Origin of the sequence: Pseudomonas sp. RIT288, from assembly GCF_000631985.1 — a bacterium.
In the GTDB taxonomy this organism is placed as follows: Bacteria; Pseudomonadota; Gammaproteobacteria; order Pseudomonadales; family Pseudomonadaceae; genus Aquipseudomonas.
Genome location: NZ_JFYN01000007.1, coordinates 157,731 through 174,897 on the forward strand (window position 1 = coordinate 157,731; position 17,167 = coordinate 174,897).

Genomic DNA, 17,167 nt, shown 5'->3' on the forward strand with positions numbered 1-17,167 from the left:
GGCCGCGTTCGGACGATCTTTTGACTTTGATTTTAAAAAACAAGATCAAAAGATCGCAGCCTTCGGCAGCTCCTACAGGGGGAATATGGATCTTTGGGCTATCATTGCCGGTTTCCCCCCTGAAAGACTTGATTGCCATGACTGCCCAAACCCTTCTCGACGTCCTCGAACACTGCGATATGGTCGAAATCGATGGCTTGCACGCCTTCGAATTCGCCCTCGACGAAGACGACAACCTGCACATCGAATGCATCGACGGCCGAGCGGCCAAGCATTGGGAATTCACGCCGGCGCAGGTTACGGCGGCGACGTTTGACGAAGATCTGCAGAGCTGGCTGATCATTGGCTACGCCAGCGACACCAAAACCACCGGCGAGCACCGTCTGGTTTGCCTCGGTGATGTAGTCAGCAGCAGCGACGACGAGGATGACAATTGATGAACATGCGTAAATTCTGGCCGCTGCTGATGGCCGGCGGCGTCGGTGCGATGGGCCTTTCCAGTGCCAGCGCCGAGAGCTATCAATTGCTGGTTGGCTCCTACACCGCGGGCACCAGCCAAGGCATCTATCGAATGAGTTTCGATAGTGCTACCGGCCAGATTGCCGCCAAGCCGCTGCAAGTGGTGAAGAGCGAAAACCCGTCGTGGCTGACCTTGTCCAAAGACCAGAAACAGCTGTTCGTGGTCAACGAAAACGGCCCCGGCCAGAAAGATCCCGTCGGCCGCGTCAGCAGCTACTCGATCGATCCGAAGACCCACGCCCTGACCCTGATCAATCAAGTGCAGAGCCTGGGCAACGAGCCGACCCATTCGAGCCTCAGCGGCGATGCCAGCCATCTGTTCGTCAGCAACTATTCGGTGGTGGAAGATCCGGGTGGCACCCTCGCGGTGTTGCCGGTCGGCGCCGATGGCAAACTCAAACCCGTGGTGCAGATGAGCGCGCACCCGGCGAGCCGGGTCAATCCAGAGCGTCAGGCCTCGAACCACGTGCACTCGACGGTGTCTTCGCCGGATGGTCGCTACGTGTTCTCCAACGACCTCGGGGCGGACAAGGTCTTCATCTACCAGTTCGACCCGAAGGCCAATCCGGACCTGCCGCTGACCCCGGCGAAAACCGCTTCGGTGAGCCTGCCGGCCGGCAGCGGCCCGCGTCATCTGCTGTTCAGTGCTGACGGCAAACATGCCTGGCTGAGCATGGAAATGAGCGCGCAGATCGCGGTGTTCGACTACCACGACGGCGTGCTGACTCAGACACAAATGGTCGATCTGGCTGCCGGTCAGCCGACCTCGGACAAAGCCGCCGCCGCGCTGCATGCGTCGGCCGATGGCAAGTTCCTCTACGTCAGCAATCGCGGCACTGCCAATCAATTGGTGGTATTGAGCATTGACCCGGCGGCCGGTCAGCTCAAGGAGCTGCAAAAGCGTTCGGTGGAAGGTGATCACCCGCGTGAGTTCAGCCTTGATCCGAGTGGCAAGTTCCTGCTGATCGCCAACCAGAAGAGCAACGAAATTGTCGTCGTCGAGCGCGATGCCAAGACCGGTCTGCTCGGCAAAACTGTGCAAAAACTGCCGATGGACGCCCCGAGCGACCTGAAGTTTCTGGTGCGACAATAAGCCACAGGTCCCGGTTTGCGGGGCCTGACTTGTTGTATTAATCGCGCTGATATCCGGTAATGCTACAAAGCATTTCAAGCGATCAACCCTCGAGCGTTAAGTTTGCTTCACGGCCCTACCGGGCAAAGCAAGCCAACCGAACACGAGGGTTACCGCCATGAACTTCAATCTCTTCTCCATCATCGCCGCTTCCGCCATCTCCGCCACCGTCGCACTGCCAGCCAGTGCCAACGTTGAAATCGCCGGCAAAAAATCCCACACCCAGAGCTACACCCAGAAATACCTGCAACAGAGCGCCAACTTCTACGCCGCACTGGATCACAAAGCCCAACACTGAAATGCCCGCTTCGAACAACTCCCTGTAGGAGCTGCCGAAGGCTGCGATCTTTTGATCTTGAAAGTCAAAAGATCGCAGCCTTCGGCAGCTCCTACACGTTTGTGCGTTGGACGACTTGATAGGTTTCTTCAAACACGCGAATAGAAGGCCTAAATAATCAACCAGGCTGATGTTTACTATGGCAAACCCTGAGTGGTTACCGCGGTTTTTTTGATTGATCCTGACGGCACTGAAACATGCCCACGGAGCACATCATGGCCAGTTCAATCATCACCTCAGCCAAGCGCGGCGCCTACCTGGCCATCGGTCTTTACCTGGCACTGGTGCTGTTTGTCAGCATCGCCGCGCAAACCCAACACAGCTTCGATGCACCGATCGAGGTCGCACACCCCGGCATCCAGTTCGAACACCGCGCAGACGTGCTGGTTGATCGTACTGAACTCGCAGGAGTGGGCGGCGCATGAAAGGTTACAGACTTTGGGTCATCGCCGGACTGGCACTGATGACCAATGGTGCTGCGTTACTCGGCTTCGGCCAAGGTTCGGTTGGCGCCCTGGCTCGGGCCATAGAGGCCAATCACAGCATCGCGCACAACATCGAACGGGCCAACTCGCAGGGGTTGCTGGCGGGTAATCCGCCGATCAAGGCTGAGGTCGACTTTCTTGGGCCGTTTGAAGTGGATTGCATGGCACTGGGCATGTGCAACGCCCTGGCCTGAAACACACTTCCCTGTAGGAGCTGCCGCAGGCTGCGATCTTTTGATCTTGTTTATTAAGATCAAGGTCAAAAGATCGCAGCCTGCGGCAGCTCCTACAGGGGTTACTTCTTCATGATTGAGGTGAAGAGGTTGGATTCGAGCTGGCGCTGCAACCAAGCCTGCAGCCGCACGTAAGGCGTCTGCGCAAACCACTCGCGATCAACATGCGCAAACTGCCGAACGAACGGCAGCAAAGCGATATCCGCAAGACACGGATGATCGGCCAGCAAGTAATCGCGATCCGTCAGCAACTCATCCAGCTGCTGCAAAAACAACGCCCCCGCAGCCCGATAAATTTCCATCGGCTGCTCGGGATAACGCTCGGCGTATTTATAGCGGTTCAAATGCACCTTGAACCCCTGATCGTTAGCCTCGATCAACTCGGCAATCCGTGAATCCCCGTCGAGCAGCCAATCGTCCGGATCATGCTGCGCCAACGCCCAGCGCATGATCTCCAGGCTCTCATCGATCACCCGGCCATCCGCATCCAGCACCGGCACCGTGCCTTTGGGTGAGATCGCCAGCATCTCGGCCGGTTTGGCCTTGAGGCTGACTTCGACGATCTCCACCGGTACGCCCGAATAACGCAGGGCCATCCGCGCGCGCATCGCATACGGGCAGCGGCGGAATGAATACAACGTGTTCATTTCACCTCCAGGGTACTCAAACCGTTGCCCAGGCGTTGCACTTGAATCTGCACCGGAATCCGTTCGTGCATTTCCTGCACGTGGGAAATCACTGCGACCTTGCGTCCCTGCGCCTGCAAACCGTCGAGGGCGTCCATCGCCAGTTGCAGCGATTCCGGATCGAGGCTGCCGAAGCCTTCGTCGATGAACAACGATTCGATTTTCAGCGTGCTCGAGGCCATCGATGCCAGCCCCAGTGCGAGGGCCAGCGACACCAGGAAGGTCTCGCCGCCGGACAGCGAATGCACCGAGCGCAATTCGTCGCCCATCTCGGTATCCATCACCAGCAGGCCGAGCATGCTGCCGCCGCGTTTCAAGCGATAGCGTTTGACCAGTTGGCGCAACTGCACGTTGGCATGATGCACCAGCAAGTCGAGGTTGTAGGCCTGGGCGATCTTGCGGAACGTGTCGCCGGTGGCCGAGCCGATCAACGCATTCAGGCGCGCCCAGCGCTGGTACTCGGCATAGGCGTCGGCAATCTGCTGCGCGAGTGCCTGATTGGCGTTTTGCCGGCGCTGATCTTCAGCCTGTTCGGCGCGCAATTCGGCGCACTGTTGCTCGCCGAGGTTGAACTGGTTCTGCAGGTCGGCGAGGGCGCTGGCGAGTTGCTCGGCATCGAGGTTGCCGTTGTGTTGCGCCTGATGATCGGCCAAGCGCTGATCCCGCTCCTGCAGCAGCACCTTGGCCTGTTCGATGGCTTTTTCGTTGTGCTGCAGGCGTTGGCGCAGTTCGCTGAGCTGCGTGTCATCGACGCGCAGCAGGTCTTCGAGACCGCCGTCATCCAGTTCAGGATGGCGTGCGCGCCAGTCGGCTATCTTCTGCGTCAGTTCGCGGTCTTCGTTTTGCAGCGCCTGCAGGCGTTCTTGCTGAGCCTTGAGTTCGGCACTGATCTGCACCCGTTGCGTGCGCACGCTCTGCAGTTCCGCAGCCGTGCTGGTTTCGGCGTTGCGCGCCTGCTCCACGGCCTGTTCCAGTTGCTGCTGCCAGTGCTCGGCGCTGCTGTGTTCGCCCAGCAGTTGCGCGAGTTTCCCCTGGCAGGCCTGTTGCTGCTCGGCCAGTGCGCTGAATTGCTGCTCGGCGCTTTGCAGCTGCTGTACGCGGCTGAGCTGGCGGTCCTGCTCTTTCTCCAGCGTCTGCTGGCGTTGCTGCTGTTCGGCCAATTCTTCCTTTTGCTGCTCGACCTGCGCCAGGCGTTCGGCAATCTGCCGATCGAGCTGCATGAAGGTTGCCGCCGGCTCGACGCGCAAGGCTTCGAGGGTGTCGGCCGGCAGCAAACTGGCGAACGCGGTCAGTTCCTCGTCGAGACGCTGACGGTCGCTGCTCAGCTCGCGTTGTTGGTTGCTCAGGTGCTGGGCCGCTTGCTGATGCGCGGTTTCGGCGTTACGCAGTTGCTGGGTCAGGCGCGCCGCGTCCTGTTGCAGGGTGAGCAGGGCGCTCTGGCGTTGTTCGTCCTGAGTGATGCTCTGGTTCAGTTGATCGTTCTGCCGGGTCAGCCAGGCGTCACGCTTGTCGGCGTCCTGATTCAGCAACTGAGGCGCCAGCGGATGCGCCTCCAGACTCGGCGCCAGTGCCTGGAGCTGGGCGCTCAATTGTTCTTGCTGTTGCAGCAGCTCTTTCTGACGGGCGATCACGCCACCGACATCGGCGCGCAGCTCGGTGAGCTTTTCCTTGAGCTGATCCACCGCGAGCTGCGCGCTGGCCTGCTCGGATTCATCGTGACGGCCGAGGCTTTGCAGCAGCGCTTCCGGTTGATGATACGGATGCTCGTTGCTGCCGCAGACCGGACACGGCTGATCGTCCTGCAACTGCGCACGCAACTCTTCGACACTGGCGCTACGGGCCAGGCGCTGGCGCTCGAGGAGTTCACGGGTGACGTTGAGGGTTTGCTCGGCGACGGTCAGCTCGGCCTTGGTTTTCACCCCGTCCTGGGTCAGGCGTTCGCGCTCCTGTTGCGCATCGAGCAAGCGCTGCTGGAGCTCGGCACCGCGTTTTTCCAGTTCCTGCTGACTGGCCCAGAGCCGCGTCAGGTCTTCGATGGCGCGCAGTTGTTTACGGTTGTCCTGCAACAGATTGCCGAGGATACCGATCTGCTCGGCGACCGCATCCGGCTCGGCACCGGCCTCTTTGAACAGTACTTCCAGTTGCTGTTTTTGCGTGGCCAACGCGTCGGCGCTGAGCGCGGCGTTCTGTTCGAGGGTCGCCAGTTCGGCCTGGCCCTTGTTCAGGCGATTGCCGATCAGCATCAGCTGTTGCAGGCGATCGCGATAGGCATTCCACGCATCGCTGAGCGGTGCCAGCGGGGCGCTGTGTTCCAGCTCGACGGCAATTTTTTGCAAGCGCTCGGCGACTTGCACCTGTTTATCCTGCAAGGCCTGAATCGCGCTCTGGCCCTCGCTGCAGGCCTGCTCGGCGGCTTGCCGTGCTTCGGCGCCGAGGGCGGTGTCCTTGGCGAGGCGGGCGAGGGTACTTTGCTCTTCGAAGGCCTGACGCAGTAGCGGGGCGCTTTCGCTGTGCCGCTGCTGCGCTTCGCTCAGGGCGATGTTTGCCGTATTGAGCGCCTGTTCCAGTTGCGTCTGGCGCTCGTTGAGCTCGCCGTGCTGCTGGGTGTGCACGGCGATCTGTGCCGCCAGGGGCGTCAGTTGCGCATCGAGTTCGGTCTTGCGCGCGAACTGGTGACGTTGTGGGGCGAGTTGCTCCAGGCGCGTCAGCTTCAGGCGCTCGCCAGCCAGACCTTCCCACTGTTGCTGCGCACTGTGCAGTTGCTCGGCGGCGGCTTGCTGCGCGTCCTGCAACTGGCGCAAATCTCTGAGCCAGCTGTGCTGTTGTTCCAGTTGCTTGAGCTGCGCCTGCTGCAACTTCAATTGTTGCTGGGCGGCGTGGAAACGTTCGTCCAGCTCGGCCCGCGCCTCGGGCGCCAGCGGGGTAACCCCGGTGGCCTGATCCTGCAGCAGCTTGTGCGCTTCGCGGGCCTCTTTGGTCTTGTCGAAGGCGCGGCGGCCGAGACGGGTGTAGAGCGCAGTGTCGGTGAGTTTTTCCAGCAGTTCGCTGCGGTCGTTGTCGTCGGCCTTGAGAAACGCACTGAACTCGCTCTGGGCCAGCAGCACGGCGCGGGTGAACTGTTCGAAGTTCAGGCCGAGCGCGGCTTCGAGTTGGGTCTTGTACTCGCCTTTCTGACTGGCTAGCAGTTGATCCTGATCGATGTCACGCAGGCTCTGACGGCTGATCTGCAACTTGCCGCCAGCCTTTTCCCGGGCGCGGTTGGCTTCCCAGCGCGCGCGATAACGCCGACCATCGACGCCGACAAAATCCACTTCGGCATACCCTTCACCGGTGCCACGGCGCAGCAAAGTGCGCGGGTCGCCAGTGGCGATTTCGCCGTCGGCATCCGGAACCTTGGCGTCGCGCCCGGTATTGTTCAGACGCGGCACCGCGCCGAACAGCGCCAGGCACAACGCGTCGAGCAAGGTACTTTTACCGGCGCCGGTCGGCCCGGTGATTGCGAACAGCCCGGCACTGGCCAGCGGCTCGGCGGTGAAGTCGATTTCGAACGGACCCGCCAGCGAAGCGAGGTTCTTCAAACGAATGGCGAGAATCTTCATGGCTGCTCGCCCTCCATCTGTACGTCCTGCAGCAGTTCGGCGAAGTCCTTGAGCGTCTGCTCATCGACCTCGTTGCCATAATTGTCGAGCCAGGCACGACTGAACAGTTCCTGCGGAGTGAGTTGATCCAGTTCGACCAGCGCGCTGCCGTCGTCGCTACCCTCGGCGCCACGGTTGCCGGCGTACTCGGCGGCGATCCGCACCAGGCGCACGGCTTTGCCTTGCAGGGCGTTTTCCACCTGATGGCGCAGGTCCGGCTGCGGCTCGTCGAGGGTCACGCGCACTTCCAGCCATGGCTGGCGCTGGGTTTCAGCGAGCAGATCGATGTTCGGCAGGTCAGCCAGTTGCAGCAGAATCTCTGCCAGTGGCGCCGGGCCGATGCGTTGCAGGTTGACCGAGCGCGGGATCAGTTTCGGTTCGACGCTGACCAGGGTTTCGCCGTCGAGGGTGACGTCGAGAATCTGGTGCTGATAACCGATTTCCGAGAACGACAGCGGAATCGGCGAGCCGCTGTAGCGGATGCGTTCTTCACCGTTGACCTTCTGCGGCTTGTGCAAATGACCGAGCGCAACGTAGCTGATGCTCGGCCCGAACAGGCTGGCGGGCAGCGCTTCGGCGTTACCGATGATCAGGCTGCGCTCGGAGTCTTCCGAGACCGAGCCACCGGCCATGTGCGCGTGGCTGATGGCAACCAGCGCCTGACCCGGCTGACGCTTGGCATTCGCCGCTTCGATCAGCCACTCATGCACCTGACCGATACCGCGCAGATAGTTGTCGCCCAGATGCGCACCGGTCACCTCGGCTGGACGCAGGAATGGCAGCGCCAGGCACCACGCGGCGATCTCGCCTTGGGCATTCGGCAGCGGCAGCAACAGCCGTTCGGCGTCGAGCTGGCCGTCATCCAGCCACAACACCCGCCCCAGCGCATGGGTGCGCAAGCGGCGCATCAACGGCGCCGGCAGTTCGATGCGCGAGCCGGAATCATGGTTGCCGGCAATCATCACGATGGTCAGCAGCGGCTGCTGCTCGTGAGCGCTGACGATGAAGTCGTAGAGGCGTTCCTGGGCTTTGACCGGCGGATTGACCGTGTCAAAGATGTCACCGGCAATCAGCAGCACATCCGGCTGCGCCAGTTGCAGTTGGCGCAGCAGCCATTCGAGAAAGCACGCATGCTCGAAATCGCGCTCCTGGCCGTGCAGGTTTTGCCCAAGGTGCCAGTCGGAGGTGTGGAACAGACGCAAGGTGGACTCCGCAACAAATAAAGAGGTGATGGCCGCAGGAAAATGATGGGCGGCTAAAGAGAGGGGAGTTTACAGATTATTGGGGAGTGAGGGCTTGTCTGGGTAGGTCGAGGCTGGGCATTTCGATGATGCCAGAAAGCGGTTATCGGGTGTTTGGCCATTATATTGATATCATTTGCGGCGAGTGCGGTACGGATGGCGCCGAGGAAACTCCGCCTTTGCCCAGTCCAGGGGGGGTAAAAAGTGATCACTGAAGATATAAAGATCGTCGAGGAAATTTTCCAGGAAGTCGAAGTCGGTATCGTCTATGGCTATGACGCTTTCCGCTACGGTGTTGAACTGGGAGAGGGCTACATAGAAACGGAATTGGCCGTCGAAAAAGATGGAGTTGAGGACTGGAATGCCGAAACCGACATAAACGACGCGAAAATTCTCCGTCTGGTGGACCAGTTACAGGCAGCCGCCGTCAGCCGCGGTGAACCATGGAAGTCATTTGTCCTGTCTTATCGCGAAGGCGAACAAGTGAAAATCAAATTCGACTACTGATTTCAGCGTCTGATTGAGGCGGGGACCGATGACGAGGAACTGAAAGCCATTCAGTCACTAATGAGAATTCGGTCTGTCGTGTCCCGAATAATGAAAGACCCTTTCCGCAGGAAATAGAGTGATTACTGAAGAATTTGAAATCGTCAAAGCAATTTTTCAGCTGGTTGAAGGCGGAATTGTTCACGGTTATGACGCCTTTCGATACAGCGTCGAGTGGGGGGGCAACTATATGGAGGCAGACCTCGCCGTTGAAAAAAATGGTTCAGAAATCTGGGACGCTGAGACTGATTTCAACCATTCGAAAATCTATGCGTTTGTAGAAAAATTACACGCGAATGCAGTCGCTCGCGGCGAGCCATGGATATCCTTTGTCCTGTCCTATCGCGAAGGCGGGCAAGTGACAACGAAATTCAACCATTGATTTGATAAAAAACGTGATCTGTCCCGGTTTTACCGGTTTTATTGCCAGGAAATGATAGGCCGCTAAAGAGTGGAGTGTCTGCTGGCAAATTAAAGACTTGAAAATCAAAAGATCGCAGCCTGCGGCAGCTCCTACAGGGAATAAATGTCCACTCTGTAGGAGCTGCCGCAGGCTGCGATCTTTTGCTTTTACTTCGGGTAAAGCGGCGGCAACCCGCTGTCCCCGACCGGATCCTGCACCCGCTCGGCCGCCGGAATGGTACGGATTGCCCGCCACAGGTCCTCGCCCTGCCAATGCTGCCCCGTCTCGCTGTACAGCGCTCCATTGAGCCCGTCCAGCGCATCCGACAACGGCACAAACCGCGCTGCCATGTCCGCCAACGTTTCCGGCTGCTGTCGCGCCCACGCATCGAGTGCCTGCCGGGTCGCTTGCGGATCGTTGGCCTGGCTCGCGCGCTTGATGTCGTCCAGCAATGTGCGCGGGCTTGGGCCGGTTTGGGCGGCACGATGCACCGCCGGTTGCCAGCGTGCACGCCACCACAGGCCGAAGCCGAGCAGGGTGGTGCAGGCGAGGATCAGCGTGCTGAGTTTCCACCACCACAACACATCGTTATCGGCGGCGTTCACTTGCAGGGTACCGGCCGGGGTATCGACCTGCAGGCTCGGGTTGTTTGCCACTTGCAGGGTGCGCGCCGGCAGGCTGGTGTGTTCCAGATGATCTTCGAAGGTGTTCCACCAGATCACGTCGACGGTCGGCAACTCGATCGCGCCGCTGCGGCTGGGTACCAGCGCTTCGCGTTCTTCACGGCTGCCGATCAGGCCGCGCTCGCCGCTCTGGTTACTCAGCACCGGCTGATCCGGGTAACGGCGCAGGCCGTTGGCTTCAGTGCCGGGCAAGGCCGGCAACTGCGAACTGGCCAGGCCTTCGGCTTTCAAAGTCAGGCTGCGAGTCAGGGAGTCGCCGACCTGAAGATGATCCGGCTCCGGGTTCCAGCTTTCGCTCAGGCTCAGGCTGCGTGCGGGTAACCACGGCGCATCGGCCGGGTAGGTCAGCGGTTTCGGTTTGACCGTCAGTGCGATCTCGGCGGAATTGACGCGCAACAGCTTGCCCGGTTTTGGGCCTTGCGCAGTCGCGTCCTGGGCGGGTTGAGTGTCGACCAGAGTGGCGCTGAAGGTCTGCGGGGCGATGAGCAGCAAGCCGCTGTGCTGCGGGTAGATCGCATAGCGCATCTCGATCACGCCATGGCGCACGCCGTTGATGTCTTTCTCGTAGGTGCGCGTGTCGCCCAGTTGCTCGATACGCGCATCGGCGATTTGCAGCGGGGTCAGGCTGCTGTCGTCATACAGCGACACCGAATGGTAGATGCGCAGGGTCAGGATCGCCTGGGCCTGCACGTACACGCTGGACTGGTCGAGGCTGGCTTCGATGAACACCGGATCCAGGTTGTTTTTCTCTTCGCGGGTGTCGCTCTCGACCACTTGCACGGTGATCGGCTGGCTCTGCACCTTACCCAGTTGCAGCGGCGGAATGACCACACTGCCGTTCTCTTTCGGCAGCAGGGTGATGATCCAGCGGGTGGTGGCACGGTTGTCGCCATTGAGGGTGTTCAACTGGTTGACCTGACGTGTGCCGCGCACCTCGAACAACGGTTCCAGCGGCGCCAGGTCAGGTTTGCCGAACTGGGTGACATCATCCGTTTCGAGGGTGAGTTCGACCGTCTCGCCGGAGTTCAGGCGACTGCGATCCACGCTGGCCGTCAGCTCGGCCGCCTGGGCGGTGGCTGTGCAGAACAGCAGGGGCAGCAACAGAGCGGTGAAGCGGGTCATCGAGTTTTTTCCTGATCCTGATGTTGTTGCTGTTCGTACCAGAATTTGCGTCGCAGCAGTTCGCCCGGGTCGTCCGGGATCTTGCCCAGCCATTGTTCCAGTGCCTGGCGTTGCTCGCCTTCGAGGTTGTCCTCGCCAGGTTGCAGCGTCGGGGCAGTATTCGGTGCTTCGTCCGGCGGGTTGCCCGGCACCTCGTTGGGCCCCGGTTGCGGGGGCGTGGTCGGCGGCGGTTGGTTGGCCGACTCGCCGGGCTGCGCCTCGCTCGGGGTGTCACTTTTCACCGCGGGTGGCGGCGCGGTCGCTGGCGGTGGTTCATCGCCGGGCACGCTCGGCTGCGCCGGTTGCGGTTGCGGCTGTGGTTCGGCCGGCGGCGGGGTGTTCTTCTGCTTGAGCAGGTTTTCCACCAGGGCCTTGTTGGTCAGTGCCGGGCGCAAATCCGGTTGCAGTTCCAGCGCTTGCTCATAAGCATCGATGGCGGCTTCCAGCTCACCACTTTTCGCCAGCGCGTTGCCACGATTGTAGTGGGCGCGGGCATCGCTGCCTTCGGCGAAACGCTGAGCGGCGCCACTGTAATCGCCGGCCTCGTACAACGCCACCCCTTGCCACTGGTGATCTGCGAAGTGTTCGGCAGCTTCGGCCGGACGCTTTTGTTTGAGCAGGTGCAGGCCCCGTTGGTCGGGACGCAGCCACAGGTCTTCGAAGTCGAAAGCGTAGCTTGGCTGCGGCAGACACAGCAGCAATGGCAGGCAGAACAACCAGCCACGCCGTCCGGCGCAGGCGGCGAGCAGCAATAGCGGCAACAACAGCCAGTAACCCTGATCGGCCCAGGTGTCGAGGCGCACGGTCTGGCCATCGTCGCGCAGGCTGCGCGGGCCATCGAGCAGCCCAAGTGTGCGCAAATCGGATTCGTCGAGACGCGCGCTATGGTACTCACCGCCGACACTGGCGAGGAATGCGCCAAGGCTCGGGCTGTCGAGTTGCGGCACGCGGATCGCGCCTTGTTCGTCCTTGAGGAAACTGCCGTCCTCCTGAGCGATCGGCGCGCCTTCAGCGGTGCCGATACCGAGCATCAGCAGTTGCGCCGATTGCTGGCCGAGGGCGCGGCGAATGCCTTGGCGTTCCTCTTCGGTCAGTGAGGAGCCGATGAGCAGAATCCGCCCCTGGCCGAGCGCGCCTTGCTTGAGCAGGGCCAGCGCCTTGCTCACGCCGAGATCAGCGCGATGGCCGCTTTCCGGCATCAGCGACGGCTTGAGGGCGTCGAGCAGATTGTGGCTGGTCGCCAGGTCATCCGACAGCGGCACCAGCGTGTGCGCGCTGCCGGCGTAGACGACGATCGCGGTCTGCGCATCGCTGCGTGCCTGCAACAAGTCGAACAGCTTGCGCCGGGCCTGTTCCAGTCGCGTTGGCGGCGAGTCGGTGGCGAGCATTTCCGGGGTCAGCTCCAGCACCACCACCAACGGGTCGGCAGGTTTCTGGCTGGTCTGTTCAACCCGTTCCCAACTGGGGCCGAGCAGGGCGACGATGGTCAGCAGCCACGCCACGCCGAGGGCGACCCACGGCAGCTTGCTGGTGCGCCCATTGCCACCGCTGAGCAGCGTCGCGTGGAATGCCGGCGGCAGAATCATCTGCCAGCGTCCGGCGCGTTTCTGCCGGTGCCAGAGTTGCCAGATCAGCCAGCCGAGCAGCGGCAGGAGCAGCAGCCACCAAGGGCGGAACCAGTGCGGCCAGAGCGCGATCATCGGCGCCTCCGCAGACGCAGGCGTTGCAGACGCTCACGCCAGTCAGGCAACGGACTTTGCAGATACAGCTCCTTGGTAAACAGGCGTTGCAACGGGTTGTCCGGCCATAATTCGCGGGCGACCAGCAACAGGCTCAGTAGCAGGGCAAAGGCTAGCGGCCACTGATACAAGGCTTGCGCCGGGCGTGCCTGGGTCGGTTGCTGGGTCACCGGCTCGAGTTGATCGAGGGTGTCCCTGATCGCTTGCAGCTCTTTGCCGTCGCGGGCGCGGAAGTATTGGCCGCCGGTGGCGTTGGCGATGGCCTTGAGGGCCGGCTCGTCGAGGTCCAGGCTCGGATTGACCCCGAGCAGGCCGGTGCTGCCACTGTCTTGCGGGTCGGCGCCGATGCCGATCGGGTAGATTTTCACCCCTTCGCTGGCGGCCAGTTTCGCCGCAGTCAACGGATCGATTTCGCCGCCGTTGTTGGCGCCGTCGGTGACCAGAATCAATACCCGGCTTTGTGCCGGACGCATGCGCAGGCGCTTCAGCGCCAGACCGATCGCATCGCCGATGGCGGTGTTCTTGCCGGCGATGCCGATACGCGCTTCATCGAGCCAGACGCGCACGGTGTGCCGGTCGAAAGTCAGCGGTGCCTGCAGATACGCCTGGCTGCCGAACAGGATCAGACCGACGCGATCACCATCGCGGCTTTCAAGGAAATCCCCGAGCAGATGCTGGACCAGCGACAAGCGACTGACGTCTTCGTCCTGCCACTGCATGTCGGGGAAATCCATCGAGCCGGACACGTCCACCGCCACCAGCAGATCGCGGCCGCTGGCGGCAATCGGCAACGGTTCGCCGAGCCATTGCGGGCGGGCGGCGGCGCTCAGCAGCAACAGCCACAGCAGCAGGAACGGTGCTTGCTGGCGCCACGCCGGCAGGTTGGCGCGGGCCCGGCGCCGCGCCAGGCCTTCGAGGTCGGAGAGGAAACTCACGCGCAGCGCCGGCTCGCCGCTGTCGGCCACCGGCAACACCAGACGCATCAGCCACGGCAGCGGCAGCAGCACGAAGATCCACGGCCAGGCGAACTCAAACATGCTTGCGAATCCAGGTTTCAACGGCTTGGGTCAGGCCGGCGATGGCTTTGTCGTCGAGTTTGCATTCGGGTTTGTAGGCGCCTTCGACCAGCACCATCCAGCGCGTCAGGCCGGCGGCCGGGCAGCGGTTGTCGAGAAACGCCAGCCATTTGCGCCCATTGAGCGTGTGGCTCTGGCTGTAGGGGTAGTGGTTGCGGCACAGGCGTTTGAGCAGGCCGTTGAGCTGCTGCAGCCAGGCCCCGGCCGGTGCGCCGTCGTAGGGTTTGGGCATTTGTGCCAGTTCCGCCAGTGCGGCGATGCGCACGGGATCGAGCGGTTGTTCGGCGCGCACGATCGGGCGTTTCTTGATCGGAATGAACCGGCGCAAACGCCACACGGCGAAGCCCAGCAGCGGCAGCAATAACAGCAGCAGCCACCAGCCCGGGGCCGGAGGCCAGAAGTCGATCGGCGGCGGGGAAATCAGCGGTTGCAGTTGCTCGATGCCGTTCATCGACTGCTCCCCGGACGCTGCGGATTGAGGAACTCGCGCATCTGCTCGACCATCTCGCTTTGCGTGCTCAGCGGCATCAGCAGTACCCGCAGTTTTTGCGCGAGCAATTCCCAGCGGGCGATGCGTGCTTCGGCTTGGGCGCGATAGGTCTGGCGCAGCTCGAAATTCAGCGTGTCGAGTTCCAGTTGTGCGCCTCTTTCCGCGAATCTCAGCAGCCCGGCGGCAGGCAGCGCGTGATCCAGCGGATCGGACAGCGGCAACAGCAACAGATCGCAGTGACGCGACAGCAGGCTCAGTTGCTGCTCGGCGCTGTCGGACAGCGCGCGCTCGTCGCAGATCACGATCACCAGGCTGCCCGGGCGCAACACTTCACGCGCCCGGCGCAGCGCCACGCCGAGGGCGTCGCGGTCCGGCTCGCGTTCGCTGTGCAGCGATTGATTGACCTTCACCAGGCGGTTGAGCAATTGCAGCAGGCTCTGCTTGCTGCGGCGCGGTTTGATTTCGTAATGCTCGTTGTCGCCAAACACCAGCCCGCCGACCCGGTCGTTATGGCCCAATGCGGCCCAGCCGATCAGCGCCGCCGCTTGCGCTGCAAGCACTGACTTGAACATCAGTCCGGAGCCGAAAAACAGCCGCGTGCTCTGCTCGACCATGATGAAAATCGGTCGCTCGCGTTCTTCATGGAACAGCTTGGTGTGCGGCTCCTGGGTGCGCGCGGTCACGCGCCAGTCGATGGTGCGCACGTCGTCGCCGGCCTGATAGACCCGCACCTGATCGAAGTCCACCCCGCGACCACGGAATTTCGAGTGATGCAGGCCGATCAGCGGGCTGCGCTGGCTCGGCGTGGAAAACAGCTGCACTTCGCGCACACGGTGACGCATCTCGATCAGATCGGTGAGGCTGATGCGGATGCCCGGTTCGGACGGCAGGGGGGCGTTCATGGGGGTCAAGCGACGGCTACGACGTCGAGAATCCGCTGCACCACCCGATCCTGATCGATGCCGGCGGCTTCGGCTTCAAACGACAGAATGATGCGGTGACGCAACACGTCGAACAGCACCGCCTGAATGTCTTCCGGGCTGACGAAGTCGCGACCGGCCAGCCAGGCGTGTGCCCGGGCGCAGCGGTCGAGGGCGATCGAGCCGCGCGGGCTGGCGCCATAGGCGATCCACTCGGCCATTTCCGGGTCGAACTTGGCCGGCGTGCGCGTGGCCATGACCAGTTGCACCAGGTATTCCTCCACGGCGTCGGCCATGTACAGACCGAGGATTTCCTTGCGCGCGGCGAAAATCGCCTGCTGGCTGACCCGGCGCTCAGGCTTGGTTTCGCCGTTCAGCGCTTCGCCACGGGCCTGCTGGAGGATCCGGCGTTCGACGGCAGCGTCCGGGAAACCGATTTTCACGTGCATCAGGAAGCGGTCGAGCTGGGCTTCGGGCAACGGGTAGGTACCTTCCTGCTCGATCGGGTTCTGCGTGGCCATCACCAGAAACAGTGGCGACAGCTCGTAAGTGCTGCGCCCGACACTGACCTGACGCTCGGCCATGGCTTCGAGCAGCGCCGATTGCACCTTGGCCGGCGCCCGGTTGATTTCGTCCGCCAGAACCAGGTTGTGGAAGATCGGCCCTTGCTGGAACACGAAACTGCCGGTTTCCGGGCGATAGATCTCGGTGCCGGTGATGTCGGCCGGCAGCAGGTCCGGGGTGAACTGGATGCGATGGAACTGGGCTTCGATGCCCTCGGCGAGTTCTTTGATCGCTTTGGTCTTGGCCAGACCCGGAGCGCCCTCGACCAGCATGTGGCCGTCGGCGAGCAGGGCGATGAGCAAACGCTCGATGAGTTTTTCCTGGCCGAGAATCTGCGTTGAAAGAAAGGTTCGCAGCGCGAGCAGCGCTTCACGATGTTCCATCGGTGACTGTTCCTGGAAAGGGTGGCCGCAGGCGTTCGGATAACGCCGGGGCTGGGGGCGTTACTTTAATCCATCGAGGGGGGCGGCGACTAACGGCATTTTGCGCAAAGTGCGGGAAATGACTGGGGCAATTGTTGGAATTTTGTAGCCCGAGAAAGGTGCAGTGTTCTTTCGGGCCTCTTCGCGAGCAGGCTCGCTCCCACATTAGAACGGCGTACACCCGTCAAACTGGGAGCGAGCCTGCTCGCGAAGGGGGCAGTCCAGACGACATCAAATTTCGCCTCATCGCTGGCAAGCCAGCATCAAATCTGGCTGATATAGGTTCCGGTGCCATCAAGGATGTTCTTCAGGGTTTCTTCAACTTCAGCCAGATCAACCATGTCCGGATTGAAGGTAATTTCCAGCACATCATCGCCATTCAGCGCATCGGCATCCGCCGCCGCGATTTCAATCTTCAGCAGAGTCTTGGTCAGGGTGACTTTCACGCCGTCCAGCGTCGAAGGCTCGCCATCCAGGGTGATCTCCAGCTCGTCCTCGTCCGGATAGCGGCTCATCAGAAACATCTCGCCCTTGTCGCTATGGCAGCAGAGCATGGCCATGTTGTCTTCTTCGTCGTCGCACGGGTTGACGATCAGTAGGGCGGTGGTCATTTGCATGGGGGAATTCCTGCCTCGGCGGGCGTGTTGGTCGCAATTGGGCGCGATTCTGCCAGCCCTCGGGAATTTCTGCATGTCAGAGTGTCAGAGGATGTGTCGTGAACGCGACACAGGTCAATGGTCATTTATGGCACGCCTGTACCGTAAAAACGGGCATTCAAGCCGCCGTTCTTCTCCATGACTGCTAGTGTTTATCGGTGCCAAATCCCTTGTTTACGTGCCAATGACCGAATATGTCGCAGCACCGCAAGCAGACACATTGTCGCACCCATTAA

The 17,167-nt window shown here is 61.6% G+C and carries 17 protein-coding genes; 7 read left to right on the forward strand and 10 right to left on the reverse strand.

What is annotated here, in order from left to right; all coding sequences use genetic code 11:
- Positions 1-137 precede the first annotated feature (137 nt).
- The 5 genes from BW33_RS08880 (at position 138) to BW33_RS08900 (ending at position 2,667) form a co-directional block, all read left to right on the forward strand.
- Complete coding sequence (locus tag BW33_RS08880) at positions 138-437, forward strand: DUF5629 family protein (RefSeq protein ID WP_047598400.1); 300 nt, start codon at positions 138-140, stop codon at positions 435-437.
- A complete protein-coding gene (locus tag BW33_RS08885; RefSeq protein WP_047598401.1) occupies positions 437-1,612 on the forward strand; it encodes a lactonase family protein in 1,176 nt (391 codons plus the stop codon). Before BW33_RS08880 ends, BW33_RS08885 begins: the two co-directional genes overlap by 1 nt.
- 157 nt (positions 1,613-1,769) lie before the next feature.
- A complete protein-coding gene (locus BW33_RS08890; protein WP_047598402.1) occupies positions 1,770-1,949 on the forward strand; it encodes a hypothetical protein in 180 nt (59 codons plus the stop codon).
- Between the two features lie 254 nt (positions 1,950-2,203).
- The gene (locus BW33_RS08895) at positions 2,204-2,413 is read left to right on the forward strand and encodes a hypothetical protein (protein WP_047598403.1); all 210 of its coding nucleotides are present in this window, start codon (positions 2,204-2,206) and stop codon (positions 2,411-2,413) included.
- Entirely contained in the window at positions 2,410-2,667 is a 258-nt protein-coding gene (locus BW33_RS08900) for a hypothetical protein (protein WP_047598405.1), read from the forward strand. The genes BW33_RS08895 and BW33_RS08900 overlap by 4 nt, the downstream gene beginning before the upstream one ends.
- Before the next feature lie 101 nt (positions 2,668-2,768).
- On the opposite strand, the gene BW33_RS08905 is transcribed toward BW33_RS08900, so the two are convergent.
- The 3 genes from BW33_RS08905 to BW33_RS08915 are packed head-to-tail and all read right to left on the reverse strand — an operon-like array spanning position 2,769 to position 8,232.
- Entirely contained in the window at positions 2,769-3,353 is a 585-nt protein-coding gene (locus BW33_RS08905; protein WP_047598407.1) for a glutathione S-transferase, read from the reverse strand.
- Complete coding sequence (locus BW33_RS08910) at positions 3,350-6,991, reverse strand: AAA family ATPase (RefSeq protein ID WP_047598409.1); 3,642 nt, start codon at positions 6,989-6,991, stop codon at positions 3,350-3,352. Before BW33_RS08910 ends, BW33_RS08905 begins: the two co-directional genes overlap by 4 nt.
- Positions 6,988-8,232 carry an exonuclease SbcCD subunit D C-terminal domain-containing protein gene (locus BW33_RS08915; RefSeq protein WP_047598411.1) on the reverse strand — a complete coding sequence of 415 codons (1,245 nt, stop codon included), beginning with the start codon at positions 8,230-8,232 and terminating at the stop codon, positions 6,988-6,990. The genes BW33_RS08910 and BW33_RS08915 overlap by 4 nt, the downstream gene beginning before the upstream one ends.
- A gap of 243 nt (positions 8,233-8,475) precedes the next feature.
- On the opposite strand from BW33_RS08915, the gene BW33_RS08920 reads away from it, so the two are divergent.
- Positions 8,476-8,778, forward strand: a complete 303-nt coding sequence (locus BW33_RS08920) for a hypothetical protein (RefSeq protein WP_047598412.1) — start codon at positions 8,476-8,478, stop codon at positions 8,776-8,778.
- A gap of 118 nt (positions 8,779-8,896) precedes the next feature.
- A complete protein-coding gene (locus BW33_RS08925; RefSeq protein WP_047598413.1) occupies positions 8,897-9,199 on the forward strand; it encodes a hypothetical protein in 303 nt (100 codons plus the stop codon).
- A 188-nt stretch (positions 9,200-9,387) separates the two neighbouring features.
- Here the strand turns inward: BW33_RS08925 and BW33_RS08930 are convergent, their stop codons facing one another.
- The 7 genes from BW33_RS08930 to BW33_RS08960 form a co-directional block, all read right to left on the reverse strand.
- Entirely contained in the window at positions 9,388-11,025 is a 1,638-nt protein-coding gene (locus BW33_RS08930) for a BatD family protein (RefSeq protein WP_047598414.1), read from the reverse strand.
- Positions 11,022-12,764 carry a tetratricopeptide repeat protein gene (locus BW33_RS08935; RefSeq protein WP_047598415.1) on the reverse strand — a complete coding sequence of 581 codons (1,743 nt, stop codon included), beginning with the start codon at positions 12,762-12,764 and terminating at the stop codon, positions 11,022-11,024. Before BW33_RS08935 ends, BW33_RS08930 begins: the two co-directional genes overlap by 4 nt.
- The gene (locus BW33_RS08940; RefSeq protein ID WP_047598416.1) at positions 12,761-13,840 is read right to left on the reverse strand and encodes a vWA domain-containing protein; all 1,080 of its coding nucleotides are present in this window, start codon (positions 13,838-13,840) and stop codon (positions 12,761-12,763) included. The genes BW33_RS08935 and BW33_RS08940 overlap by 4 nt, the downstream gene beginning before the upstream one ends.
- Positions 13,833-14,330 carry a DUF4381 domain-containing protein gene (locus BW33_RS08945; protein WP_047598417.1) on the reverse strand — a complete coding sequence of 166 codons (498 nt, stop codon included), beginning with the start codon at positions 14,328-14,330 and terminating at the stop codon, positions 13,833-13,835. Before BW33_RS08945 ends, BW33_RS08940 begins: the two co-directional genes overlap by 8 nt.
- On the reverse strand, positions 14,327-15,271 hold the full coding sequence (locus tag BW33_RS08950) for a DUF58 domain-containing protein (protein WP_027613096.1): 945 nt from the start codon (positions 15,269-15,271) through the stop codon (positions 14,327-14,329). Before BW33_RS08950 ends, BW33_RS08945 begins: the two co-directional genes overlap by 4 nt.
- A 5-nt stretch (positions 15,272-15,276) precedes the next feature.
- Positions 15,277-16,236 (reverse strand): AAA family ATPase, encoded by a 960-nt coding sequence (locus BW33_RS08955; protein WP_003218556.1) that lies wholly within the window; start codon positions 16,234-16,236, stop codon positions 15,277-15,279.
- A gap of 302 nt (positions 16,237-16,538) precedes the next feature.
- Positions 16,539-16,892, reverse strand: a complete 354-nt coding sequence (locus BW33_RS08960) for a hypothetical protein (RefSeq protein ID WP_047598418.1) — start codon at positions 16,890-16,892, stop codon at positions 16,539-16,541.
- Between the last annotated feature and the right edge of the window lie 275 nt (positions 16,893-17,167).